We start from the raw sequence: 26,931 nt of genomic DNA on the forward strand, positions 1-26,931 counted from the left end.
ATAAAAAATATTATTGTAAAGTTAATAAATTACATAATATATTTGGAATAGATAAATAAATATGAGATAATAAATAAGAGCAAAAAGAATAATTCAAATACATTCTTTTTGTTCTTATTATTATACAAAAATATTAGGTGATTAATATGATAAATAATATAAAAGAAGAAATATCTATAATAGAAAAATCAATAAATTATGATCAAATAAATGTAAATACTTCAACAGGAGATAAAGACCACCTTTATCCCAAACTAAAACAAAGCTTTAAAACAGCAACAACAATAGACATAATAGTATCATTCCTAATGGAATCAGGCGTTAAATTATTATTACAAGATCTAAAAGAAGCACTAGAAAGAGGCGTTAACATAAGAATCCTCACAGGAAATTATCTAAAAATAACACAACCACAAGCACTATACTTACTAAAATCAGAATTAAAAGACAAAGTAGATTTAAGGTTTTACAACAATCCAAACAAATCATTCCATCCAAAAGCATACATGTTTCATAATCCATTAGATAGTGAAATATATATAGGTTCATCAAACATATCAAGAGGAGCATTAACATCATCAATAGAGTGGAACTACAGATTCCTAAAATCAAATGCTCCAAATGACTTTAAGGTATTTTACGATACTTTTGAAGACTTATTTAATAACCATTCACTAATAATAACAGATGCAGTATTAAAAGATTACTCAAAACAATGGACAAGACCTAATGTATATAGAGATATAGAAAAAGAAAATAACAACGAAGAATGCAAAGAGGATAATATAATAAATATATTTGAACCTAGTGGAGCACAAATTGAAGCATTATATTCCTTAGAAAAATCAAGAGGGGAAGGATTTGATAAAGGACTAGTAGTAGCTGCAACAGGTATTGGAAAAACATATTTAGCAGCATTTGATTCAAGAAACTACAGTAGAGTTTTATTTGTAGCTCACAGGGAAGAGATAATAAAACAAGCAGCTCAAAGTTTTAAAAATGTTAGAAATTCAGATGATATTGGATTCTTTTATAGTAATCAAAAAGATACTAAAAATTCATTTATATTTTCATTAGTACAAACATTAGGAAAAGATGAATATTTAAATGGAAAATATTTTGAAAGAGATTATTTTGATTACATAGTAGTAGATGAATTTCATCATGCAGTTTCTAATAACTATAAAAAAATCATAGATTACTTTACTCCAAAATTCTTATTAGGGCTTACTGCAACACCAGAAAGGTTAGATTCTAAGGACGTATTTAAGCTTTGTGATTACAACATGGTTTATGAAGTAAGATTAAAAGAAGCCATAAATAAGGGGTGGCTAGCACCTTTTAGATATTATGGTATTTATGATGAAACTGTAAATTATGATGATATAGATTATAAGAATGGTAAGTATGATGATAAGCAACTTGAAGATGCTTTAATGCTTAATAAAAGAGGAGAGCTTATATTAAATCATTACCTTAAATATAATTCAAATAGAGCAATGGGATTTTGTACTTCAAGGCATCATGCTGAATATATGGCAAAGGTATTTAATGAAAATAATATTCCATCAGCTGCGGTTTATAGCGGTGAAAGTGGAGAGTATTCTGAAGAAAGAAATATAGCATTAGCTAAGTTAACTTCTGGAGAGTTAAAAGTTATATTTTCAGTAGATATGTTTAATGAAGGTTTAGATATTCCTGCAATTGATATGGTTATGTTTTTAAGACCAACACAATCACCAACAATTTTCTTGCAACAACTTGGAAGAGGTTTAAGAAAGTCTAAGGATAAACAATATTTAAATGTACTAGATTTCATAGGTAACTATAAAAAGGCAAACTTAGTTCCATTTTTGCTTAGTGGTAAAGACTATTCAGCAGCTGAAAGTAAGAAAAATAAGCAAGGAGATTATGAATTCCCAGAGGAGTGCATAGTAGATTTTGACTTTAGAATCATTGATATATTCAAAAAGCAAGCAGAAAGAGAAATGAAGGTTAAGGATAAAATCAAAGAGCAGTTTGATATTATATATGATATGTTAGGTTATAGACCTAGTAGAATTGAATTATTTACTTATATGGATGATGAAGTTTATAAAAATATTAAGAGCAAAGGTAAAGATATAGATCCTTTTAAGAATTACTTAGAGTATATAAAGAATAATGATAGATTAAGTTATGATGAAAATATATTATATAATTCTAGAGGAAGAGAATTTATTAATATGATTGAAACTACATCTATGAGTAAAACCTATAAGATGCCAGTTTTATTAGCCTTTTATAATGAAGGTAATATAAAGATGGAGATTACTGAAGAAGATATTTATAAGAGCTTTTATGGTTTCTATAGAAGAGGTTCTAATAAGGTTGATATGCTTAAGGATAAAGGAACTAGTGGGTTTGAATCATGGGATATGAAAAAGTATGTGGCTTTAGCTAAGAATAATCCAGTTAAGTTTTTGCTTAAAACTCATAGTGATTTCTTTAAATTAAAAGATAATTGTGTATTAGCACTTCATGATGATTTGGAAGAGTTAATTGGTAATGAAGCTTTTAAGAATCATATGAAGGATGCTATAGATTTAAGAGTTGAAACTTATTATAAGAATAGATTTTTTTATAAAGAAAAATAGTATATAATAAAATTATAAGAAGCCAATTAATTTTGGCTTCTTTATAATTTATATAAATGAATATAAAAGATTATTATAAGGGAAATGAGTATTATGTATATATTAAATAAAACTGGAAATTTTCTTGAAAAGGTAAAAGAAACAACATTTTATGAAAGTGATATAAAAGAAAGACAACATATTGAAGAATGGCTTAGAAAAAATCCTGAAATTATGGGAGAAGAGTTACTTATTATTGGGCATGAGTATGATAAATTTGAAGTAAATGAAAGACTAGATTTATTAGCTTTAGACAAAGATGGTAAGTTAGTTATTATAGAAGTAAAAAGAGATAATTCAGGAAGTGCAGTAGATTTTCAAGCATTAAAGTATGCTTCGTATTGTTCGAGATTAAACCCAAGGGATATTCTTGATATATATAGTGAATATATTGCTAACTTTGGATTAAATTTAAATCCAGAACAAGAGATAATGTATTTTTTACAAGTAGAGGATGAAGCTGTACTTAATGAAATGCTAAATAATTCTCAGAGAATAATAGTTATAGGGAAAGAATTTGATAAACGAATATTATCAGTTTGTACATGGCTATATGAAAATAATATTGATGTTAAGTGCATTTCCATTAAACCTTATGAGTTGAATAATGAGATTTTAATAGATATAGACCAAATAATACCTCCTGATAAGATTGAAGACTATTATATAAATAAGAAGCAAAAACAAAATAAAGATATTATCAATAAAGATAATAATAGTATCGAATTTTTAGCAGGTATTGTTAATGAAATTAATAAAAAATCTAATTTGAATATTAAATATTTAGGGAAAAAATATTATTTTGGAGCATCTAGAATAAAAGATAAGGGAATTGAGTTTGTAGTATCTTATAGTAAACGAAATAATACTGTTGGTATATCGGCAGAAGCTTGGAGAGATGAAGGGGTTAAGAGATTAAAGAAGGTTTATGATGAAATTGGAAATGAAATAGCAGAAAAACTTGGGACAAAGCTGTATTTAGAAAGTGGAGTGAAAAATAGTCAAGTTTATAGAATGTTTATTAGAATCAGCATGGATGGAGTAACAAATCTACTAAATAGCTCAGAGGAAATAGCTAATAAATATTTATTTTATAAATCTATTTTAGAAGATAGCCTTATAAATTTATAGTAGAATTATAATGAATTAATACAATAAGTTAACCTATATATTTAATGTAAAAAAATTAAAGTAAAGATTAAAAATTTTGAAGGATATGAAACAAATGATAAATAACACATTAGATTTTTACAACAACAATTCAAAAATATACATAGAAACAACACTTACAATTGATATGAGCAAATTATATAACGAATTTTTAAACAATATTCCTAAAGGTGGAACTATCCTAGACTTAGGATGCGGAAGTGGTAGAGATAGTAAAGCCTTTGTAGATAAAGGATACAAAGTAACAGCAGTAGATGGTTCCAAAGAATTAGCTCAAAGTGCATCAAAACTAATTGGTCGAGATGTTTTAGTTAGTAAATTTGAAGACTTATCATTAATAGACAAATTCGATGGAATATGGGCATGTGCATCATTACTTCATGTTAATAAAAGAGATATCTTAGATGTTATAAAAAATGTATCATCAAATTTAAATAATAATGGAATCTTTTATATGTCATTTAAGTATGGTGAAGATGAATATATAGATGAAAAAGGAAGATATTTTAATTGCTATACTGAAGAAACTTTTAATGAATTAATAAATAAAGTTGAAGGTTTAAAGATTATGAAAGTTTATAAAACCATTGATATTGTTCCAGGAAGAGGAGATATCGTATGGTTAAATATACTTTGTGTTAAGGAGAGTTAAGGGATTATGAAAACTTATAATAAATTAGTAAGAGATTTAATACCACAAGTAATAAGAAAATCAGGAAAAGAGTGTGAAATAGAAGTAGTTTCAAAAGAAGAAAGAGCAGAGCTTCTTGAAGCTAAGCTTATGGAAGAAGTTAATGAATATTTAGAAGACAAAAACTTAGAAGAGCTTGCAGACATTATGGAAGTACTATTTGGACTAGCAGATAACCTAGGATATAGTGAGGAAGATTTATTTAATAAAAGAGAAGAAAAGCTAAAAGAACGTGGTGGATTTAAAGAAGGAATAGTGCTTAAAAACGTTTATTAACATAAAATGCTTGTTGCTTTAATTCTTTGAAATTAGTTTCATCAACTTTTACTCCATAATTTTCAACTAATGCTAATAAAGCTACAGCCCTTGCTTTATAACCTTCCCCCATAGCTCAGTGTATTTAAAATAGGCTAAATTTATATTTAAGAGTTGTTTTTATATAACAGTATAAATAAACTTATTAAAATAAAATACTTGGATTAATATGGTATAATTTAAAGATACATTAAATTATAAGATATATTTAAGGGGAAACAAAATTGAACATAGAAAAAAACTTACTTTTAATAAAAGGTGAAGATAAAACAGAAAAAGTTACATACTGTAAATATAATAATGCTACAAAAAAATATGATGTTACATTTATAGGAAACAAAACATACAGCTACAATTATAATAATGTGACATGGATTAGTGATTCAAAAGAGATAAATATAGAAAATAAAGCTATTTACGAAAATAATAAACCATTAGTAACAGTAAAAAAAGTTATATTATTTAATGAGTACATAAGAGTAATACATAGAAATGGATATAGTAAAGTTTATAAAAGAAATGAAATAACAATAGAGGAATCATGTCTTAATAATCCTAAAGCAAATAGTACTTTTCAATATCTTAAAGAACTATCACAATCAATAGGATTAATGCTTGATGGTTCAAAAACATTCTTAGGAAAGCAATATGAAAAAATTACATATATAAGTCCTAAAAGTGCTTTAGCATTTTATTTAAATCCAGATCACATAGAAAAAAGTAAATCTTATAAAAATATAATATTTCCATTTGGATTTAACTTAAGTCAAAAAGAGGCTACAGAAAAAGCTTTTGAAAATAAGTTTAGTGTTATCGAAGGTCCACCAGGTACAGGTAAAACTCAAACTATTTTAAACATAATAGCAAATGCAATAATGAGTGATAAGACTGTTGCAGTAGTTTCCAATAATAATTCAGCAACTGAAAATGTTTATGAAAAGCTTAGTAAATATAATTTAAATTTCTTTGCAGCTACTTTAGGAAGAAGAGAAAATAAAGAAAATTTTATCAATAGCCAAAGTGGACTATATGTTGATATGGAAGAGTGGAAATTAGATAGCTCTGAAAAACAAGTCATTTTAGATAAACTAAACAAATCAAAAGATAAAATTAGTGATATGTTAAAGAAGAAAAATATGTTAGCTACTATTAAAAATGAATTATCAGAATTAAAGGTTGAAAAGAAGCATTTTGAAAAGGAATATTTATCAGAAGATGTTGCAAAGCTTAAGTATAATACAATTGTTAGGCTTAAAGCTGATAATATAATGAATTTATTAATAGATTTGGACTTAAATATAAGAGGATTAGATAAAATTCCATTTAGTATAAGAATAAAAAATTTATTTAAATATGGAATTTATAATTTTAAGTTTTATAGTAATCCAATAGATGAAGTTTTAGATTATCTTTATTATTTGTATTATAAAAACAAAGAAGATGAATTAAATAAAGAAATTGAAAAAATAGAAAGAGAATTAAATATATTTAATTTTGATAGTGAGCTTAAGGAGTATTCTAACAATGCATTAAAAATATTTAAAGACAAGTTAAACAAAAGGTATTATAAGAATAAAAATAGGCAGATATTTAATGAAGAGGATTTATGGAAGAGATTTGATAAAGTAATAGAGGAATATCCAGTAATATTAAGTACAACTCATTCATTAAGAAATTGTATTTCTGATAATTTCTTATTTGACTATTTAATTATAGATGAAGCATCTCAAGTAGATTTATTAACTGGAGCACTAGCTTTATCATGTGCTAAAAATGTAGTTGTAGTTGGAGATTTAATGCAGCTTACTAATGTGGTAAGTGAAGATGATAAGAAGATTAGTAAGAAGATTTTTGATACATATAAGTTAAATGAAGCTTATGATTTTTCAAATAATAATTTATTGTCATCAATTACAAGCTTAAATAAAGATATTACAAAGACTTTACTTAAGGAACATTATAGATGTAATCCTAAAATAATAAACTTCTGTAATAAGGAGTTTTATAATGATGAACTTATTATATTAACAGATGAAAAAGAAGGTGATTCTCCATTAGTATTATATAAAACTAATGAAGGAAATCATGCTAGAGGAACTATTAATGTAAGGCAGGTAGATGTTATTAAAGAAGAGGTTTTGCCTAAGTTAAAAACCAAGAAGTCTATTGCTGTAATATCTCCATATAGAAAGCAGACTAATGAAGTTTCTAAAGTGTTAGGAGAAATGGTAGAAGCTGATACTGTACATAAGTTTCAAGGTAGGGAGAAGGATGTAGTTATATTAAGCACTGTTTCTAATGAAGTTAATGATTTTATTGATAATTCTAATTTAATTAAGCAGGATATATAAATATATCTTGAGCAACAGTAATGAATATAATTTTTAGATATTTAGAATAATAATAATAGAATATATTAAAGACATGGAGTGTTAAATATGGTTTCTGTAATTGATGAAGCATATAAAATAGCTGATAAAAACAATGTAATTCTTAAAGGAAATATAAAACTAAGCAGAAATACCAATTGTTTAATATTTGCTCATTACTGTGATAGTACTTTATTTTATAAAAAATTTTTTAAGATATCTAAAGATTCATTTAAAGTAAATAAAATAGCAAATAAAAACTTAAGAGAAATAAAAAAACTCATAAAAGCTTCAGGATATAAAAAAGTTTGGTCAAAGGGTATATTTTCATTTTATGGTGATTTAAGGCCGTTAGCCGTTAAAGCTGGCTTTGGAGAATGGTGTGATGATGGAATTATTAAAAATGATAAATATGGAACAAATTTTTTAATAACAGCTATATTTTATAGATAATCAAAATTAAAACATATTGAGAAATAAGAAAATCATAAAGGCTATAGGGAAATAATAAGTTTTTACTATAGCCTTTATGTATTTATTAAATATAATACTAGTATTAATAAAAAGTTATTAAATAATATATTTTATTATATTATTTGGAAATACATCATTAATATTTGAAATAAAAAATTCCTTCATTTCAGCTAATTGTTCTTTTGAATAAATATATTTACCATATCCAAACTGTCCATATTTAAATTTCCTATCTTCATCAGTCATAGGTAATGTTGTTTCAGGAAAGATTTGAAAAATTCTATTTTTAGCTTTAGTAGTATATCTATGAGAAATAATTTCAAACATAATAGGTTTATCAAAATCACTTGGTAACTGTTGCTTTATGCTTTTAATTAAATCTTTATAATCATTTTTCCAATTATCATAAAGAAAAACTGGAGCAATTAAAAATCCTATTTTATATCCAGCTTTAGCAACTTTTACTGCAGCTTCAATTCTATTATGGCTAGATGCAGTGTAGTGTTCATAAGTACTTATTATTTTAGGGGTATTTATACTAAATCTAATTTCAGTATGATTATTATGATTTATATTTAATAAAGTATCTACATCATTATATTTAGTTACAAACCTAAACCTTCCATATTCTTGATCTGCCATAAATTCAATTGTCTTTTTTAAAGCATTAGTATATGGTTCAAGAGGAATAGGATCAGATGTAGCGGAACCTTCAAATATAGTTATTTTTGGTAATCTTTCATCAATATATTCTTTGGCTTTATTTAATACATCATCAATATTAGTAAATACTCTTACAAAAGGCTTATCACCTAGTTGTGTATTTAAATAGCAATATTCACACCTCCCCATACATCCACTAACTAGTGGTAATTGATAATTAGCAGAAGGTTTACAGGTCTGAAATTTTAAGCTTTTACGTGTTCCTACAACTAATGTTTGTTTTCCAGACCTATATTGCTCAAATAAATTATTACCAGGTATATGGACATTAATTTTATTAGAAGTAGCATTTATAATTTCAATATTTGGATTATCTTTTATTTTATCATAAATATTTTTACCAATTTCAGTATCTAAGGAACCTTTTTCAAAAATAACTCTTTTAGGAATAAACATTTTTACCTCCTTAATATATTACCTTTTTAATTTTATATTTTTAGTTTTTCTAAATCTTGAATTAAAATACAAGCTTAGAGAAAAATATAACGAAATTAATTTTTACAACTCCAGTATATTCAATGCAGGTTTCAGGATTATTAAAGAATTTTATAGATCATATGTCTTATAATTTTCATAGACCTAGATTTTATAATAAAAAAGCATTAATAATTACAACAACTGTTAAGGAATATACAACCCTTGAAAATGAATTAAGATCTTATAACTTAGATCTTAAAGTCCTTGATGAAATACAAGGATTTATAAATGTACTTACCTGTTGAGAAAAAGAATATTATGTTACAATATATATAAAATGGTAAAAGGGGGATAGCAAAATGATTCGATTAGCAATTGTAGAAGACGAAGATTTATATGCAAATCAGTTAATGGAATTTGTGGATAAGTTCAGAAAAGAAACTGGAGAAGTATTTCATATTGTTAGATTTAGGGATGGAGATGAAATTGTTGAAGGGTATAAGGCTACATATGATATTATTTTTATGGATATTCAAATGCAATTTATGGATGGAATGAAAGCCGCAGAAAGAATAAGAGAATTGGATAGTGAAGTAATTATAATGTTTATTACAAATATGACGAATTATGCAATTAGGGGATATGAGGTAGATGCATTAGATTATATAGTAAAACCAATAGATTATTTTTCATTTAGAAAAAAATTTGAACGAGCTATAGAAAAGGTAGAGAAAAAAAGGAGACCAACTATTACGATACGAAATAAGTCAGAGTTTATGAGATTACAGACTAATGATATTTATTATATTGAAAGTGATAGACATAATTTAATTTATGTTACAAAGAAAGGTGTATATATAAGCAGAGCAAGTATGCAGCAAGCAGAAGAAAATCTTGCGAAATACGGGTTTTTTAGGAGCAATAAAAGTTATCTTGTAAATTTGCAATATGTAGAAGGTGTTAAGGATGGATGCTGCATAATTAATGGTACTAATCTTTTAATTAGTAGAGCTAGAAAGTCATCTTTTATGGTTGCTATGACAAATTATATGAGTGAAAGGTAGGGTGGCAAAGATGATAACTGAAACAATTAATATACCTAGGATATATACTGCAATTGCAGAGTGGATGGCATGTCTTGCAATAGGAATTACGTTACCTAAAAAAGTGTCTAATATTAAATTTGCAATGATTTCAATTTTTATTTTAGTATTACAATGTGTATTACTCGAAGTAACGGAGAATATATCAATATATTTATGGATACCTATAATGGTATTAGCGGTACTATTAATGTATATATTTTTTTATTTGCTATGTGATATTCCAAGGAAAAATAATTTGTATTATACAGGAAAAGCTTTTTTAACAGCTGAATTTATTGCTTCTTTAGAATGGCAGATTGCATATTTTTTTGATAATAATGTATCGAGAAATTTAATTTGGCACATAGCAATTTTAGTAATAATATATTCAGCTATGTTTTTTTTATTAGTATATTTAGAGAAAAAAATGAGAACAAGCTATTTTGTATATGAAATTTCAATAAAGGAATTAATATCAATTTCACTGATTGTCATTGCTATATTTGCGTTTAGCAACTTAAGTTTTATTATTCCTAATACACCTTTCTCAGGAAGTGAGGTTATGAATATTTTTAATGTTCGTACATTAGTTGATTTTGGTGGGGTAGCAATTCTTTATGCATATCAAAGTAGAGTTTTTGAATTACAGGTGGAAAAAGAATTAGTATCTATTAATAAGGTATTACAATCTCAATATGATAACTATCGTAATTATTCAGAAAGTATTGATTTAATTAATTTGAAATATCATGATTTAAAGCATCAAATAGCTGGACTTAGGGCTGAAATGTCTCAAGAAAAGAGAGAAAAATGGATAGATAGTATGGAAAAAGAATTACAAGGGTTTCAACCAGAGATACAGACAGGTAATTATATATTAGATAGACTAATATTAAGTAAATTGAATATTTGTAATAACCAAAAGATTAAATTTACTTGTGTAGTTGATGGAAAACAATTATCTTTTATGAATGTTGCAGATATTTGTAATATTTTCGGAAATGCATTAGATAATGCTATTGAAAATGTATCATTAATAGAAGAAGAAAAAAGAATAATTCATATGCAAGTGTTTGCACAAAGTGCATTGTTATATATATCTATTTCAAATTATTGTGAGCATGAAATCAAAGTTAAAAATGGATTTCCTATTTCAAGGAAGGTTGATAAAGTAAATCATGGATTTGGTATGAAAAGTATTAATTATATTGTAAACAAATACAATGGGAATATGTCTTTTGGAGTGGAAAAGGATATGTTTGAAATTAAAATGCTTATTCCCATACAACAAACAAGTGAAAAATAAATAGTAATTTTATAATAAGCTAAACAGTTGGTGCTGTTTTTTTTACAGTTTGGGACATTATTATTGTACAGTGGAAAATCAGGTGTATTATAAAGAGGTAAAATTGCAAATTAAAAATAACGGAAAGGGAAAGTAAATGAAGTATAGTACATTTATCGAAAAAATGACAACTGAAGAGAAAGCAGCCTTTTTAAGTGGGAAGGGAGAATGGGATACAAGAGACCTTCCTCGTTTGGGAATTCCATCTATATTTTGTTCTGATGGACCTCACGGTATAAGAAAGCAGGCTGGGGCTGGAGACCACTTGGGATTAAATGAATCTCTTCCTGCAACTTGTTTTCCAACAGCAGCAACAGTTGCTAATAGTTGGGACGAGAAACTAGGAGAAGATATTGGACAAGCTTTAGGTGAAGAAGCTGAAGCATTAGGTGTAGATATTCTTCTTGGGCCTGGACTTAATATTAAGAGAAGTCCTCTATGTGGAAGAAATTTTGAATATTTTTCAGAAGATCCTTATCTGGCTGGAAAAATGGCAGCTTCTTATATAAGAGGTATTCAAAGTTATAATGTTTATGCATGTCCAAAGCATTTTGCAGTAAATAGTCAAGAACAAAGACGTATGGCAATGAATTCAGTAGTAGATGAAAGAACATTACGAGAAATTTATTTAACAGGATTTGAAATCGCTGTTAAAGAGGGCCATGCAAAAGCTATAATGTCAAGTTATAACGAAGTAAATGGAGTATATGCCAATGAAAACAAACATTTGTTAAAAGAGATTTTAAGAGATGAATGGAAATTTGATGGGATAGTAGTTACAGACTGGGGAGGCTCTAATAGTCATGTAGAAGGTGTTAAAGCAGGTTCTAATCTTGAAATGCCAGCACCAGGATTTGATTCTGCAAGGGAAATTGTTGAAGCAATAGAAAATGGATCTTTATCAGTGGAAGAGCTAGATAAAAGTGTAGATGATTTGTTAGATGCAGTAGTAACTTTGAGAATGGTAGAAAAGAAGAAAGAATTTGATAAGAATAAACATCATGATTTAGCCAGAAAAGCAGCAACAGAAAGCATAGTTCTTTTAAAGAATGAAGATAAGATACTTCCACTTAAAGCAGGGACAAAAGTTGCTTTAATTGGTGATTTTGCAGTAGAGCCAAGATATCAGGGAGCAGGTTCTTCGATTGTAAACCCAACTAAGGTAGAGACTATGGAGGAGGTTATTAAGGGGTATAATGTGTCTTTATGTGGATTATCTAGAGGATATTTAAGAACTGGAGAAGAAGATAAAGCACTGAAAAAAGAAGCTTTAGACATTGCAAAAGATGCAGACGTTATCATATATTGTTTTGGATTAGATGAAATCAGTGAATCAGAAGGATTAGATCGTAATCATATGAAAATCCCACAAAATCAAATTGATTTATTACAAAGTATTATGAGCGTAAATAAGAAGATTGTTGGTGTTATTAGTGCTGGTTCTGCAATAGAAATGCCATGGAATAACTGTTGTCAAGCGATACTTCATGGATATCTTACTGGGCAAGCGGGGGCAAGTGCATTGCTTGATATTATAACAGGAAAGGTTAATCCATCAGGTAAATTAAATGAAACATACCCAATTCTTCATGAGGATACTCCTGCATTTAATCAATTTCCAAGTGCAGAGAGAAATTCAGAGTTTAGGGAAGGGATATATGTTGGATATCGTTATTACGATACTAGCAATGTAAAAGTACAATATCCATTTGGATTTGGATTATCATATACAGAATTTAAATATTCTAATCTTGTAGTAAATAAAGAAGGAATAACTTTAACAATTACTAATAAGGGAGCTTTTGATGGAGCAGAGATTGTACAAATGTATGTAGGTTTAGATAATGCTATTGTATTCCGTCCAAAGAAGGAATTAAAAGGTTTCAAAAAGGTATTTATTAAAGCTGGAGAAAGTAAAACAGTTTCTATTGCTTTTGATGATAAGACTTTCCGTTACTGGAACGTAGTAACTAACAAATGGGAAGTGGAAAAAGGAAGATATAATATTATGGTGGGATCTAATGTAAACAATATTTTATTAAAAGATACTATTGAAATAGAAGGAACAACTAATGTGTATCCCTATAAATCTGAACTTATTCCATCTTACTACAAAGGGAATGTTCAAAAAATTTCAGATGAAGAGTTTGAAAGAGTATTAGGTACTAAAATTCCAGATGGAAAATGGTCAGGAGAGCTAAATAGAAATGATGCAATATGTCAAATGTACTATGCAAAAAGTAGTTTAGCTAGATTCTTATACAAACGTCTTACAGCTATGAAGGAAAAGAGTGAAGAAAAAGGAAAACCAGATTTAAACATTCTATTTATATATAATATGCCATTCCGTGCTATGGCAAAAATGACAAGAGGTGCGGTAAGTATGGAAATGGTAGATGGCATGGTAAGTGCCGTTAATGGACATTTTTTTAAGGGTGTAGGAAAGATTATATTTGGATTTTTCAGTAATTCATATAAGAATAAAAAGTATACTAAAAAATTAGAGTCAACAGGATCGATAGAAAAACAAGCTATAAAAGTTTGGGTGGAGGAGAATAAAGGTGAATGGAATAAAAAAATGGATTAAAAATCATCCAGATCTATGGGAATTTATATTGTTTAATGTTTTATCAAACTGTGCTACAGTAACTAATTTTGTTGTTATGTGGCTGTGCACAGGAATTGTTTTTACGGGATTAAAGGAAATCTCATTTAAGTTTTTTATCTTTGATTATACAACAACTGGAAGTTTAATGCTTTGTGGGTTTTTAAGCTTTTTAATAGCTACTGCAGCAGCACAAACAGTAAACTTCTTTGTACAGAAGAATTGGGTATTTAAATCTAATGCGGCATTTGCATCAGCAGTTCCTAAATATATAGCTTTAGCAGTAATACTTGTAATTTTATCTGCAGCATTGCCAGCATACAGTCAACAGTTATTTATTTATATTGGAATTCCAGCTGGACTTGCACCAACATTAGCAAATGTAGTAAATATTCTTGTACAAGTAGTATTAAGCTATCCAACAATGAAATTCTGGATTATGCCAAAAGATAAAAAAACAGAAGCTAACAGTTTGGGTCGTTAAAACAACAGTTGGGGACATTAAAGGTAAAATAAGTAAACGATATGATAACATATAAATGTATTCAATAAATCTAAATAATAAAAAAAAGAGTGAAATTTATGAGAAAAAGAGAGGGGGATTTTTATGTTACAAATTAATATGGATGATGTGTGGAGTATACTAAATACCTGTAAGCCATATTTGATTGCACTTGGTGCTGTGGCGATAATTGCATTAATTGTAATCATTGCAGTAAGAAAACTAAAAGTAGAAAACAGAAAATTAATTAGAAGTGAGGCTGGAATAGCTCTATTATGTGCTGTGATTATCATAGTAAATTTAATCTGTTCAGGACCTATGTCAACATTAATATCATTAGCAACAGGAAATGGAACAATTTCAGATGAAACATCAGCTGAAGCAACACAACTTTCTCAAGAAATTGCAGGAGAAGGAATAGTACTTTTAAAGAATGATAATAATATACTTCCTGTTACAGACAATAAAAATTTAAATGTATTTGGATGGGCTTCTACTAATCCTTGCTATGGAGGAACAGGTTCAGGTTCATTATCAGATGCTTATGAAACAGTATCATTATTACAAGGACTTGAGGATGCTGGATTCTCACTTAATAGTGATCTTTCAGATTTTTATACTGCTTATCGTTCAGATAGACCAGAAGTTGGAATGTGGTCACAAGACTGGACATTGCCAGAACCAACTGCAGATAGCTACACAGATGAATTAATAAATGATGCTAAAAACTTTTCAGATACAGCATTAGTAGTAATTACACGTGTAGGTGGTGAAGGAGCAGATCTTCCTACAGATGTAAGTGAGGTAACTTATACAGATAACTCTACAGAATATAAAGACTTTGAAGATGGAGAACACTATTTACAATTAAGCCAAACTGAAAAAGATATGGTTGAATTAGTTTGTAATAATTTTGATAACGTTTTAGTTGTATATAATGGTGCTAATACTATGGAGCTAGGGTTTGTAAATGATTACAAGGAAATCCAAGGTGTAATTTGGTGCCCAGGAACAGGTCAATCTGGATTTGAAGCATTAGGAGAAATTATTGCAGGAGAGAGCAACCCTTCTGGAAAAACAAGTGATACATTTGTAAAAGACTTAACAACAACACCAACATGGAATAACTTTGGTGACTTTGAATATGACAATATGGATGAGTTTGAGCATACACAAACTAGTTTTACTGGAACAACAGATCCATATGTACCACACTTTGTTAACTATGTTGAAAATATTTATGTTGGATATCGTTTTTATGAAACAGCAGCAACAGAAGGTCTTATTAATTACGATGATATGGTAATGTATCCATTTGGATATGGACTTTCATACACTTCATTTACACAAGAAATGGGAGCAATTACAGAAACAGATGATAAAGTTTCATTTGATGTGACAGTTACAAATACAGGAGATACAGCTGGTAAAGACGTAGTTGAAGTATATTATAATCCTCCATATACAAACGGTGGAATTGAAAAAGCAACTGCAAACTTAATTACATTTGAAAAAACAGAAGAGCTTCAACCAGGAGATTCTCAAACAATTAATATTACGTTTAATAAAGAAGATATGGCATCTTATGATTCATATAATGCGGCAGCTTATGTTCTTGAAGCAGGAGATTATGGAATTTCTATTAGAGAAAACTCTCATAATATAATTGATGAGAAAATAGTATCAATTAGTGAAGATGTTATATATGACGAAAATAATGCACGTTCAACAGATGAAAGTGTAGCAACAAATCAATTTGAGGATGCAGAAGGAGAAGTTACTTACTTATCTAGAGCAAATGGGTTTGCAAATTATGCTGAAGCAACTGCAGCGCCTCAAACAATGTCAATGACAGAAGAACAAAAAAGTGTATTTGTTGTTGATACAGTAAATTATGATCCTGAAGATTATAATGATGAGTCTGATGAAATGCCAACAACTGGTGCAAAAAATGGGCTAGAGTTAGCAGATCTTCGTGGCTTAGATTATGATGATCCACAATGGGATACACTTTTAGATCAATTAACAGTAAGTGAAATGGATAATTTAATAGCACTTGGGGGATATACTACAGCAGCAATTTCAAGTGTTAATAAAGTAATGACAATTGATTGTGATGGACCTGCATCTATTAACAACAACTTTACAGGGACAGGCTCTATAGGGTTCCCATCAGCAGTTATGATAGCTAATACTTGGAATAAAGATATAGCATTAGCATTTGGAGAAAGTATTGGTAAAATGGCAGATGAGATGGATGTATCAGGTTGGTATGCTCCAGCTATGAATATACATCGTAGTGCTTTCTCAGGAAGAAACTTTGAATATTATTCAGAAGATGGAGTTTTATCTGGATATATGGCTGCAAATGCAGTAGTTGGTGCTGAAAAATATGGTGTATATGCATACATTAAACACTTTGCTTTAAATGACCAAGAAACTAATAGAACAGAAATGTTATGTACTTGGGCAACAGAACAAGCAATTAGAGAAATTAACTTAAAACCTTTTGAAATAGCAGTAAAAGAAGGTGGAGCAAAAGCTGTTATGTCTGCATTTAACTATATTGGAACAACATATGCAGGAGGTAATAACGCATTATTAAATAATGTACTTCGTGGAGAATGGGGATTCCAAGGCATGGTTTTAACTGATTACTTTGGAGGCTATGGTTATATGGATTCTGATATTTGTATCAGAAACGGAAATGATTTCTGCCTTGTTGCTTATGATATGGAATCAAATCATTTGACAGATAAAACAAGTGCAACTAGCGTAATTGCTATGCGTCAAGCAGCTAAGAACATTATGTATACAGTTGTTAATAGTCGTGCATATGATGCAGCAAATTTACAAACTGGATTAATGGCATGGCAAATTGCAATGATAGTTATAGATGTTATCTTAGCTGCTGGGGTTATTGGATTAGAAGTTGTTACTATCAAAAAATACCGTGAAAGAAAGGTTAACTATATTGAAGTTTAAAAATAAAAAGAAATATGAAATAAAAGATTAATGTAAGTTATTTAAAGGAGTGCACTTCAAATGGAGGTGCACTCCTTTTACTGTTAATCAATATTATAAATATAACAATTAGAAATAAAGCCAACTAATATTATTTATAACTCTTTCCAAGTGCATCAGCAGTTAAAATAGCAGAATAAACCATATCAGCAGTAACAGTGAAAGGCATATTATGAATAGTTTCTCCTTCAGCACAAGCAGCTTCAGCTACTGACATAAGTTCTTCAGGTTTTACATTAGTAATACCCATATCTTCCAAATTAATTGGAAGTCCAACATTTTTACAGAATAAAATAACTTCTTCAATTTCACTTAAAGGAGCATTTTCAAGAACTAATTGAGTTATAGTTCCAAAAGCAACCTTTTCTCCATGATATAAATGATGGCAAGAATCAAGTACAGTAAATCCATTATGAATAGCATGTGCAGCTGCTAGTCCACCACTTTCAAATCCAATACCACTTAAAAGAGTATTAGCTTCAATAATATTTTCAACAGCCTTAGTACAAACTTTATTTTCAACAGCTAGTTTAGCTTTTAATCCATCAGATAATAAAGTTTCATAACAAAGTTTAGCTATTCCAAGTGCAGCAAGGGTAGATGTACCACCAGCGCAAGTAGTAGAATTTGAAGCAAAACAAGCTTTAGCTTCAAAATAAGTAGCTAAGGCATCACCCATACCAGAAACTAATAATCTAGCAGGAGCTTTGGCTACAAGTTCTGTATCTATTAGCACTAAGTTTGGATTTTGTGGAAGAAAAACATATTCCTCAAATGCACCTTCATCAGTATATACCACTGATAATGCACTGCAAGGAGCATCTGTAGATGCTATAGTTGGAACTATAGAAACAGGATGTCCAGTATAATATGCAACTGCTTTTGCAGTATCTAATATCTTACCACCACCTATTCCAATAATATTATCACAATTATTTTGCTTTAAAATTTCTATCAATCTGTTAATTTCATTTCTGCTACATTCACCGTTAAAACTTTCAAAAACTATTTTTGTGTTTGTTTCTTTAAAGCTATTTTCTACATTTTCACCAACTCTTTTTAAACCAGAAGGACTTATTAAAATTAAAGATTTTGATCCTAAATTACTAACATAGCTACCAAGATTATTAATTTCACCTTTACCTTGAATGTATTTGCCAGGCGCAATAATGATATTTGCCATTTCTAAAACATCTCCCTATAAATAAAATTTTATAATATTTTACTATTAATAATTATTTTACCATAATATATATTATTTAACAGCGTAAATTATTATGTTTATATAAATATTAAGGAAGAAGTATTAGGTGGATGGTATTGTTCTAATTTATATTTTTATAGTAAATATTTTGAGTTATATTAAATAAAGAATAAGATATAGTATAATAGAAAATATATAAATGATAACTTTTACAATTATTCAAATTAATGATAAAATTATAATTATAAAAATAATATTTTTATTTAGTATAAAAGGGTAATAAAAAGAGGTATATGGAGGAGACTATATGTTAAAGAATAAGGTGGCAATTATTACAGGTGGGAATTCAGGTATTGGTGAGGCTACGGCATTATTGTTTGCAAAAGAAGGTGCAAAGGTTGTAATAACTGCAAGAAGAAAAGAACAATTAGAAAATGTTGCCCAAAGAATCAGGGGCTTAGGTGGAGAAGTATTAGTAGTAACTAGTGATATTTCTAAAAAAGAAGATTGTAAAAATGTTATAGATGAAACAATAAAAACATTTGGTAAATTAGACATTTTAGTTAACAATGCTGGTGTACTAGATCATGCACTTTTACCTATTGAAGCTGTTGATGAAAATGATGTTAATTTTGTAATAGATGTTAATACAAAAGGAACTATAAATATTACAAATGTAGCTGCTAAGGTAATGTTAGAAAATAAAAGTGGCGCAATTATTAATGTAGCATCAGTTGCTGGTGTTTATGGTTCTGGAGGAGCTGTATATTGTGCTAGTAAAGGAGCAATAATTGGATTAACTAAAAATATTGCATTAAGAATGGCTAAAGAAGGAATACGTTGTAATGTTGTGTGTCCTGGTTCAGTAAAAACACCAATGTCTAAATCAGAAAATTTAGCTAATATGAATATGGATATGATGAATGCTATGATGGCTCATGCAGATTTAAAGCTACCAGTTTGTGAACCAGAGGATGTAGCTAACACTATAGCTTTCTTAGCTAGTGATAAGGCTAGAGCAATAACAGGACAAGTATTAGTAACTGATTTTGGTGCAAATTTATAATAAAATAAAAGTTAATTATTAAGCTAAGTAAACTTATATAATGAATTTTATTATTAGAATAATACAAAAATAGTAAATAAGTAGTACATTTAAAAAGCTAGAAAACATCAATTAGTTTTCTAGCTTTTTATTATTATTTTATATAAATTTTTAAATGAATTGTTTTAAATGATTATGCAAAAAATAAACCTTATAAAATATAAGATTTATTTCTCGTGGTTGCGGGGGCAGGACTTGAACCTACGACCTTTGGGTTATGAGCCCAACGAGCTGCCAACTGCTCCACCCCGCGATATTATGCCTTGCAAACTTGTTTTGCTTAACTTGTAGGTTAAGTATAACTTTATAATTACATATAGTCAAAACTGCATTATGCCATATTAAGCCTTTAGAGGACAAGAAGTAGTTTAGAATACTAAATCTAGCTATATGCTATCAATATAACAACTTTTAAGTATTAATGATTTTTTAATATAAACTATGTGATATAATTTTTAATATATTTAAATTAATATAGTAATAAATTTATAAAATTAGAATAGAGGTACAAGTATGATAAATCCCAAAAGAGAGTGGAGAAAGTTTGAATCATCAGAAGAAAAAATAGAAGTTTTAAAAGAATTAAAACTAATTAGCCCTAAGGCAAATGAAGTTAAAACTTTATATTATAAAGGTGCATATACAGAAAATGCTGTAGAATGCGATGTTGTTGGAGTAGTTGATAATAATGAAATAATATTAGATATAAATGGTGAATTACATAGCATACACCCAGATTACTTATTAGATATGCAGAAAAAAGAAAGATTCATAATTGTAGACATAGAAACACCAAGAAGCTTTAGTCCAGCTGATGGAATAAGAGAAGTTGCTGCAATAGTTGTAGAAGATTATAGAGTAATTGATAGCCTTCATTTAGCAATTATTAATGATGAAGAAAAATATAAAAATGGATATGGTGATGGCTTAGATGCAATTGAAGAAAATGAAGAGCTTAAGTCAAAATTTAAATCATTAGTTAAAAAGTATAAGTGTCCTTTAGTAGCACATAATGCAAGTTTTGATAGAAACTTTTTAAGATATTGGGGCTGGGTTGAAGATAATCAAGAATTTTATTGTAGTATGAATACAATAAAACAAAAGGAAATCTTACCTTCATACAAGTTAGTTTATTTATTAGAACATTACAATATTAAAAAAGGACAGGCTCATAATGCATTACAAGATGTTTTAGACTTATTAGAACTATTAAAGCTTATTAAGCCAGAAAGATGGTCAGCTTTAGGTACACCAACATCAACTTCAGTTGCAAAGAAAAGTACTAAAGATAGTAATAATGAAGCTAATGCTAGTAAGCAAACTTCAGCTCCATCAAATAGATTTAGAAAGTTTGCAAAGGATAAGGACCAGATTGCAGAAGAGAAAAGGATGATAGAGTTTGCTAAAGAAAACTTAATAAAAGATATATTTAATAAAAAGAAAATAGTTTTTACTGGTGATATGTCTAAGAGTAGAGGAGAAATGAGAGCAACGGCTATAAGATATGGAGCTGATTCACCAACTAGCATAAGTGGAAAAACTAATATGCTTGTAATTGGTGAAGGTGCTGGAAAGAGCAAGTTAGAAAAGGCTAAAACTCTAGGAATAGAAATAATTACTGAAAAAGAGTTTTGGGATATTATTAATAAAAATTAGTTTTATTTCTATGTAATGAAATTTAATTTAAAATATATACCAGAAAATATAATTATTAAATTATTATAAACTTTAAATTCATCAATTTAATATAAGTAATTTATTGTAAACACTTAACATATAGTAGCAATATAATAAGTTAAGAGGTACTGTATGGAAAATAAAACAAAGAATTTATTTATAAATGCAATATTATTATCAATTACAATGATGATAATGAGGAGTATAGGAGTTGTATTTAATGTATACATATCAAATGAAATTGGTACAGAGGGGATGGGATTGTACAAGCTTATTGGTACAGTAAGTATGATTGCAATAACTTTTGCAACTTCAGGAATAAGTTCAGCAGTAACAAGAATTGTTGCAGAAGAAGTATCAAAGAAAGAATACAATAATGTAAAATATGTGGTATTTAAAGCATGTACAATATGTGGAGTATTAGGAGTAATAGCTTCTATTATATTATTTGCTTTTTCTAAAAATATAGCTTTAATATTTTTAAAAGACACAAGAGTAATACTTTCATTAAAAATATTTGCAATAAGCATTCCTTTTATTTCAATATCATCTTGTTTAAAGGGATATTTTTATGCTGTTAGAGATATATTCATACCAATAACAACTCAGCTTGCTGAAAAGTTTATACAAATTTCAGTAATAGTATTATTATTACATTCAGCTGTATCTATAAAATTAGAATATGGTTGTGCAGTTCTTGTATTAGGAAGTGTTATAAGTGATATTTTATCTTGTTTATATGTATTTATAGCATATAAGTTAGAAAAGAAGGAAATTAAGTATTTAAATAATGCATCAGGAAATACAAAAGGATTGATTGAAAGATTATTTAAAATATCTGTACCTATAGCTACTAGATCTTATTTAATGTCTGCATTTGGGACAGTACAAATGATATTAATACCATTATCTCTTGTAAAGTTTGGTATGTCTGAAAGTGAAGCTATAAGTGTATTAGGTGGAGTTATGGGAATGGTTTTTCCTATAATTATGTTTCCAGCAACATTACTTATGTCTATAGCTAGAGTGCTTATGCCAGAGATTTCTAGAGCTAAGGCTATTAATAATAAGGAAAGGTTAAATAGTGTAATTAACAGAAGTATTGGATTTACTAGTATAATAGGTATTATATCTTTCTTTATATTTTTCACATTTTATAATCAATTATCTATATCAATTTATAATAGAGAAGATATAGGAGGATATTTTAAAATACTTTCTTTTATAATTCCATTTATGTATATTGATATGATTATGGGTGGAATTTTAAATGGATTAAATGAACAGTTTAGAGTATTGGAATATCAAATAATGGAGTCAATATTAAAGATTTTAAGTATATATTTTTTAGTACCTATAAAGGGAATAGAAGGATTAATTATAGCAATGTCTATATCAACGTTTTTTAGTTTTACAGTAAGTTTTATTACTATAGTTAAAGCTACTGATATTAAAATAGATTTATTAAATTGGGCATTCATGCCTATAATCTTTGGTTTAATATCAACTATATTTGGAAGACTAATATGGAATTTGTTAGCTAACAATACTTTAATAATTGGAATAAACACAATAATAGTAGTTAGTTGTGTTGGAGTTGTCTACTTTATATTATTAAAAACATTTAATTGTATAAAAATAAGGGATTAAATAAATATGAAAATATCTAAGGATTAGATAAATACTTTAATTAAGTTTTAGTAGAATTGATTATTTTTATAAAGCATGTTCATAAATTTTAATAAACGTATAAATGCATAATTAGAATATAACTAATTATGCATTTTAAATTTATAATTATAATAAGGTTAGGTATTTATTACATATACTATTTAGATGAAAGAAAATAATAATTTAATGAGGTAATTCATGGATAGTATTAATAAGGTATTAAATGCTATGAATGGTGGATGTAGTTCTATGAGCTGGACTACAGAAGATAATAAGCACCTATGGGGAAGGAATTTTGATTTTAATTGTATTGCTGAAGAAAGTAAAATAATATATATTCCTAAAGGTAAGAGTTATTATGGATGTGGGACAAGAGTAGAAAATAACATAGTTGAAAAAACAAAAACTGTATCAAAGTATGCAGCTGTTGGAACAGGAATAAGGCTGATGCAATCTACACCAATTTTGTATGAAGGTGTTAATGAAAAAGGGGTAATGGGTGGGCAGTTAGCTTATCGTTGTTTTGCTAAATATAATAATAAAAAAGCTAAAGGTACAATAGCTGTGCAGCCTCCATTTCTTGTTACATATCTTTTAACGAGATGTAAAAGTGTAGATGAAATTGTTGATATGATTGAAAATAAAATTACCTTAATAAATATACCCATACTTGGGCAAGTAACATCAATTCATTGGATATTTTCAGATAAAACAGGTGAAGCTGTTATTATTGAGCCAGATGAAACGGGAGTAAGCATTTATCGTAATTCCATGGGAGTTATGACTAATAGTCCAAGCTATTCTTGGCATTGTTTAAATTTATTAAATTACTTTAATATTAGGAATTTAGATTATGAGACTTTAGATATTAATGGAGAAAAATTAAATAAGTGCTTCACGGGAGATGGTGCAATGGGACTTCCAGGAGATTGTTCTTCTACATCAAGGTTTATTCGGTTATCATTTTTGAAGAAGTATGCTGTTAAGGGGATAGATGAAGAGGAGGGTGTTAGCAATATTATTCATTTATTTAATAATGTTGCAGTGCCTCTTGGTTTAGTTGAATTATCAGAAAAAAATAATACAATTGTGTATGATGAATGTTTAGAACGTTATGAGTATACAATTTATACAGCTGTAATGTGTGCTGAATCATTGAGATTTTATTGGGTAACATATGAAAATCAAAGAGTTCAATGTATAGATTTAAATGATTTGTTAGATGTTGATGATTATGTTGAATATGATCTTAATAGGGAACCTGATTTTAAGTATATTACTAAGGAGTAGCACAGAAATTAAAGTGAATAATAAGTAGCAGTAATGCTTGTTAAAATAAATTGGTAAAGGCATAATTATAGTAAAAAAATAGACTTGAAGAGGTACTCTTCAAGTCTATTTTTTTATTTAGAAAACCACTGTTTAGGTGATTCATTAAAATAATGAGCATCAAATTCTGTAACTTTATAAGACTGTATTTCATATTTATTAAAGGGTTCATTATTTAAATACTCAGTAATATCATTAATATCTTCAGCCTTCATAATAAATAATCCACCACTCATAGCAGACTTAAGACCAGACATTAATATTAGTCCTGAATCCATTGCTTTTTGAGTATAAGCCATATGTTCTTTCATAATATCATCATTTATTTTATCAGCATCAGTTAAAGTGCCTTCGATCATAAAGTACTTCATTATATTTCCTCCTAAAAATTAATAAAATTAATAAATTTATTATATCACTATAAATGAGCTGTGATAATTTTTGATGTTGGAGTATTTATAATAATTTCAGGGAAGTATATATTTATTATAGAAATCATAATTGTTTTATACTATGTAGTATCATAGGGTTGTATTAAAGACTCTAAGCTATCTCTTATACTTTAAGGGTGTAATATAACACAATCTAGTTTTGACTATAAATATTTATTAAGTTATACTAAGTTTACAAGTTAAGTAATAGCGCTTACAAAACATAATATCGCGGGGTGGAGCAGTTGGCAGCTCGTTGGGCTCATAACCCAAAGGTCGTAGGTTCAAGTCCTGCCCCCGCAACCAAAAAAATCTTATATTTTTATAGGATTTTTTTTGTTTTAATATTTATACTAAATTAAAGAATGTAAAGAAAAAACAATGAATTTACTATAGCTATAAAAATGAAGCTGCTATTACTTACTTTTTAGATAGTATCTTACTAAAAAGTGCATACTTTCCTTACTATATATAAAGATATAAAATGAATTTAAAAGTAAAAAATCATACAAAATAGCTTTTGTATTTTATGGGGGAGGAATTTAAATGGCAGAATTATTAAAGCCTTTAGTAAATTCAAAATTACAGTTAAACAATAGATTGGTTTTACCACCTATGGCTACTGCAAAGTGTGAAGATGATGGAAAAGTAACTCAAGAAATATTAGATTATTATGATGAAAAGTCTAAAGGTGGGTATATTTCATTAATAATTATTGAGCATAGTTTTATAGAAAAACAAGGTAAGGCACATAAGGGACAGTTATCAATAGCCAATGATAATCTTATAGAAGATTTAAAAAAGCTATCTAATATAATTCATAAAAATGGATCAAAGGCAATTATGCAGATAAATCATGCAGGTAGTTTAGCAAAAAGTTCAGTTACTGGCTGTGAAATTGTTGGTCCTTCAGCTATAATGCATCCACGTAATAGTGAATTGCCAAAGGAGCTTACAAAAGAGGATATAAAAGTGATAATTTCAAATTTTAGAAATGCAGCAAGACGTGTAAAAAATGCTGGCTTTGATGGAGTAGAAATTCATTCAGCACATGGATATCTTTTAAATGAGTTTTATTCACCTATAACTAACAAAAGAAGTGATGAATATGGTGGAGACATATTTGGAAGAATAAAGCTTCATTTAGAGATAATAAGGGCTATTAGGGATGAAGTTGGTAAGGATTTTCCTATATTACTTAGACTTGGAGCATGTGATTATACCGATGGAGGTAATACTATAGATGATTGTAAGGCGGCAGTTGTAGAATTCCAAAAGTCTGGAGTGGATATAATTGATATTTCAGGTGGATTATTAGGATATATAATACCAGGAGTTAAGACTCAAGGATATTTTTCAAATGTTACAGAAGAGGTTAAAAAGAATGTTTCAATACCAGTTATTTTAACTGGAGGAATAACAGATGCAGAAGAAGCAGAAAAATTATTAAAATCTGGTAAAGCAGATCTTATAGGTGTGGGACGAGCTATACTTAAGGATTCATTGTGGTCAAAGAAAGCTATTGAAAGTTTAAAATAAGTTATACTGTTTTAAATTAAGGAAAGTAATATTTTCTATTTTCATATAAGGATTAATTTGTTTTATATAAAAAATCATAATATAATATATTAGTAGTAAAGAAGAGGTATAGTGTAGTATTTCAAGTATCTCTTCTTTGTTTTGATATGTAAGTTAAGTTTTAGAAATATAAAAAAGTTTAATTTTTAGTTAGAGGAGAGCAAAAAATGTGTAATGACAATGAAGTTAATGCAGTACCTTTTTCATATACTATGTCATTAATAAATGGAAAGTGGAAGATGCATATATTATTTTGGCTTTCAAAGAAGGATGTGCTTCGTTATGGGGAGTTAAAAAAAGTACTTGGAGATATAACTCATAAGATGTTAAGTTCTCAGTTGAAAGAGTTAGAAAATGATAAATTAATCATAAGGACTGAATACAAGCAAATTCCCCCTAAAGTTGAATACAAGCTCTCCGAATTAGGACTATCCCTTATGCCTGTATTAAATGCAATATGTTCATGGGGATATAAACATTTACCAAATGAAGATGAAAAGTAAATTATGAAATAAAAGGTAATGATAAATAATAAAATAAA

22 protein-coding genes and 2 tRNA genes are annotated in these 26,931 nt (G+C 28.1%); 19 read left to right on the forward strand and 5 right to left on the reverse strand.

What is annotated here, in order from left to right; all coding sequences use genetic code 11:
* Window positions 1–146: 146 nt before the first annotated feature.
* The 4 genes from TY07_RS10130 (at window position 147) to TY07_RS10145 (ending at window position 4,812) form a co-directional block, all read left to right on the forward strand.
* A complete protein-coding gene (locus tag TY07_RS10130) occupies window positions 147–2,636 on the forward strand; it encodes a DEAD/DEAH box helicase family protein (RefSeq protein WP_042399071.1) in 2,490 nt (829 codons plus the stop codon).
* 93 nt (window positions 2,637–2,729) lie between these two features.
* Window positions 2,730–3,806, forward strand: coding sequence for a PDDEXK family nuclease (locus TY07_RS17330; RefSeq protein WP_052330689.1), 1,077 nt, complete (start codon window positions 2,730–2,732; stop codon window positions 3,804–3,806).
* A 94-nt stretch (window positions 3,807–3,900) separates the two neighbouring features.
* Window positions 3,901–4,497: a class I SAM-dependent methyltransferase gene (locus TY07_RS10140; protein ID WP_042399072.1), complete on the forward strand. Its 597-nt coding sequence runs from the start codon at window positions 3,901–3,903 to the stop codon at window positions 4,495–4,497.
* A gap of 6 nt (window positions 4,498–4,503) precedes the next feature.
* Window positions 4,504–4,812, forward strand: coding sequence for a nucleoside triphosphate pyrophosphohydrolase (locus TY07_RS10145; protein WP_042399073.1), 309 nt, complete (start codon window positions 4,504–4,506; stop codon window positions 4,810–4,812).
* On the opposite strand, the gene TY07_RS18740 is transcribed toward TY07_RS10145, so the two are convergent.
* The gene (locus TY07_RS18740; protein ID WP_278244488.1) at window positions 4,796–4,924 is read right to left on the reverse strand and encodes a hypothetical protein; all 129 of its coding nucleotides are present in this window, start codon (window positions 4,922–4,924) and stop codon (window positions 4,796–4,798) included. The two genes, TY07_RS10145 and TY07_RS18740, sit on opposite strands and share 17 nt — an antisense overlap.
* Window positions 4,925–5,075: 151 nt before the next feature.
* Between TY07_RS18740 and TY07_RS10150 the strand changes: the two genes are divergently transcribed.
* Together TY07_RS10150 and TY07_RS10155 are read left to right on the forward strand one after the other, a co-directional pair.
* A complete protein-coding gene (locus TY07_RS10150) occupies window positions 5,076–7,202 on the forward strand; it encodes a DEAD/DEAH box helicase (RefSeq protein ID WP_052330690.1) in 2,127 nt (708 codons plus the stop codon).
* Between the two features lie 87 nt (window positions 7,203–7,289).
* On the forward strand, window positions 7,290–7,673 hold the full coding sequence (locus TY07_RS10155; protein WP_042399074.1) for a hypothetical protein: 384 nt from the start codon (window positions 7,290–7,292) through the stop codon (window positions 7,671–7,673).
* 117 nt (window positions 7,674–7,790) lie between these two features.
* Here the strand turns inward: TY07_RS10155 and splB are convergent, their stop codons facing one another.
* Window positions 7,791–8,813, reverse strand: coding sequence for a spore photoproduct lyase (gene splB, locus TY07_RS10160; protein ID WP_042399075.1), 1,023 nt, complete (start codon window positions 8,811–8,813; stop codon window positions 7,791–7,793).
* Between the two features lie 98 nt (window positions 8,814–8,911).
* Here splB and TY07_RS18610 point away from each other — a divergent pair, with 98 nt between their 5' ends.
* The 6 genes from TY07_RS18610 (at window position 8,912) to TY07_RS10190 (ending at window position 17,356) form a co-directional block, all read left to right on the forward strand.
* A complete protein-coding gene (locus tag TY07_RS18610) occupies window positions 8,912–9,139 on the forward strand; it encodes an NAD(P)H-dependent oxidoreductase (protein ID WP_341349576.1) in 228 nt (75 codons plus the stop codon).
* 54 nt (window positions 9,140–9,193) lie between these two features.
* Window positions 9,194–9,898 (forward strand): LytR/AlgR family response regulator transcription factor, encoded by a 705-nt coding sequence (locus TY07_RS10170; RefSeq protein WP_042399078.1) that lies wholly within the window; start codon window positions 9,194–9,196, stop codon window positions 9,896–9,898.
* A 10-nt stretch (window positions 9,899–9,908) separates the two neighbouring features.
* Window positions 9,909–11,225 carry an ATP-binding protein gene (locus TY07_RS10175; RefSeq protein WP_042399080.1) on the forward strand — a complete coding sequence of 439 codons (1,317 nt, stop codon included), beginning with the start codon at window positions 9,909–9,911 and terminating at the stop codon, window positions 11,223–11,225.
* A gap of 136 nt (window positions 11,226–11,361) precedes the next feature.
* Window positions 11,362–13,851 (forward strand): beta-glucosidase family protein, encoded by a 2,490-nt coding sequence (locus tag TY07_RS10180; RefSeq protein WP_042399082.1) that lies wholly within the window; start codon window positions 11,362–11,364, stop codon window positions 13,849–13,851.
* Window positions 13,826–14,353: a GtrA domain-containing protein gene (locus tag TY07_RS10185; protein ID WP_042399084.1), complete on the forward strand. Its 528-nt coding sequence runs from the start codon at window positions 13,826–13,828 to the stop codon at window positions 14,351–14,353. Before TY07_RS10180 ends, TY07_RS10185 begins: the two co-directional genes overlap by 26 nt.
* A gap of 123 nt (window positions 14,354–14,476) precedes the next feature.
* Complete coding sequence (locus tag TY07_RS10190) at window positions 14,477–17,356, forward strand: glycoside hydrolase family 3 N-terminal domain-containing protein (RefSeq protein WP_042399087.1); 2,880 nt, start codon at window positions 14,477–14,479, stop codon at window positions 17,354–17,356.
* Window positions 17,357–17,486: 130 nt separating this feature from the next.
* Here TY07_RS10190 and TY07_RS10195 read toward each other — a convergent pair whose 3' ends face one another.
* Entirely contained in the window at window positions 17,487–18,578 is a 1,092-nt protein-coding gene (locus tag TY07_RS10195) for a glycerol dehydrogenase (protein WP_042399090.1), read from the reverse strand.
* 328 nt (window positions 18,579–18,906) lie between these two features.
* Between TY07_RS10195 and TY07_RS10200 the strand changes: the two genes are divergently transcribed.
* A complete protein-coding gene (locus tag TY07_RS10200; RefSeq protein WP_042399094.1) occupies window positions 18,907–19,665 on the forward strand; it encodes an SDR family NAD(P)-dependent oxidoreductase in 759 nt (252 codons plus the stop codon).
* A gap of 216 nt (window positions 19,666–19,881) precedes the next feature.
* Here TY07_RS10200 and TY07_RS10205 read toward each other — a convergent pair.
* Window positions 19,882–19,957 (reverse strand) — tRNA-Met (locus TY07_RS10205).
* 260 nt (window positions 19,958–20,217) lie between these two features.
* Here TY07_RS10205 and TY07_RS17335 point away from each other — a divergent pair.
* From TY07_RS17335 to TY07_RS10220, 3 genes are all read left to right on the forward strand, one after another.
* Complete coding sequence (locus TY07_RS17335; RefSeq protein ID WP_052330691.1) at window positions 20,218–21,360, forward strand: BRCT domain-containing protein; 1,143 nt, start codon at window positions 20,218–20,220, stop codon at window positions 21,358–21,360.
* Window positions 21,361–21,513: 153 nt separating this feature from the next.
* Window positions 21,514–23,031 (forward strand): oligosaccharide flippase family protein, encoded by a 1,518-nt coding sequence (locus tag TY07_RS10215; RefSeq protein WP_042399097.1) that lies wholly within the window; start codon window positions 21,514–21,516, stop codon window positions 23,029–23,031.
* Window positions 23,032–23,250: 219 nt separating this feature from the next.
* Window positions 23,251–24,342 (forward strand): linear amide C-N hydrolase, encoded by a 1,092-nt coding sequence (locus TY07_RS10220; protein ID WP_042399100.1) that lies wholly within the window; start codon window positions 23,251–23,253, stop codon window positions 24,340–24,342.
* A 113-nt stretch (window positions 24,343–24,455) separates the two neighbouring features.
* Here the strand turns inward: TY07_RS10220 and TY07_RS10225 are convergent, their stop codons facing one another.
* The gene (locus TY07_RS10225) at window positions 24,456–24,752 is read right to left on the reverse strand and encodes a YciI family protein (RefSeq protein ID WP_042399103.1); all 297 of its coding nucleotides are present in this window, start codon (window positions 24,750–24,752) and stop codon (window positions 24,456–24,458) included.
* A 290-nt stretch (window positions 24,753–25,042) separates the two neighbouring features.
* Here TY07_RS10225 and TY07_RS10230 point away from each other — a divergent pair.
* The 3 genes from TY07_RS10230 (at window position 25,043) to TY07_RS10240 (ending at window position 26,893) form a co-directional block, all read left to right on the forward strand.
* Window positions 25,043–25,118: transfer RNA gene (locus tag TY07_RS10230), tRNA-Met, on the forward strand.
* Window positions 25,119–25,358: 240 nt separating this feature from the next.
* Window positions 25,359–26,351, forward strand: a complete 993-nt coding sequence (locus TY07_RS10235) for an NADH:flavin oxidoreductase (RefSeq protein WP_042399106.1) — start codon at window positions 25,359–25,361, stop codon at window positions 26,349–26,351.
* A 206-nt stretch (window positions 26,352–26,557) separates the two neighbouring features.
* Window positions 26,558–26,893, forward strand: coding sequence for a winged helix-turn-helix transcriptional regulator (locus tag TY07_RS10240; RefSeq protein WP_042399108.1), 336 nt, complete (start codon window positions 26,558–26,560; stop codon window positions 26,891–26,893).
* Window positions 26,894–26,931 lie beyond the last annotated feature (38 nt).

Origin of the sequence: Clostridium saudiense (genome assembly GCF_000577815.1) — a bacterium.
Classification (GTDB): Bacteria; Bacillota; Clostridia; order Clostridiales; family Clostridiaceae; genus Clostridium; species Clostridium saudiense.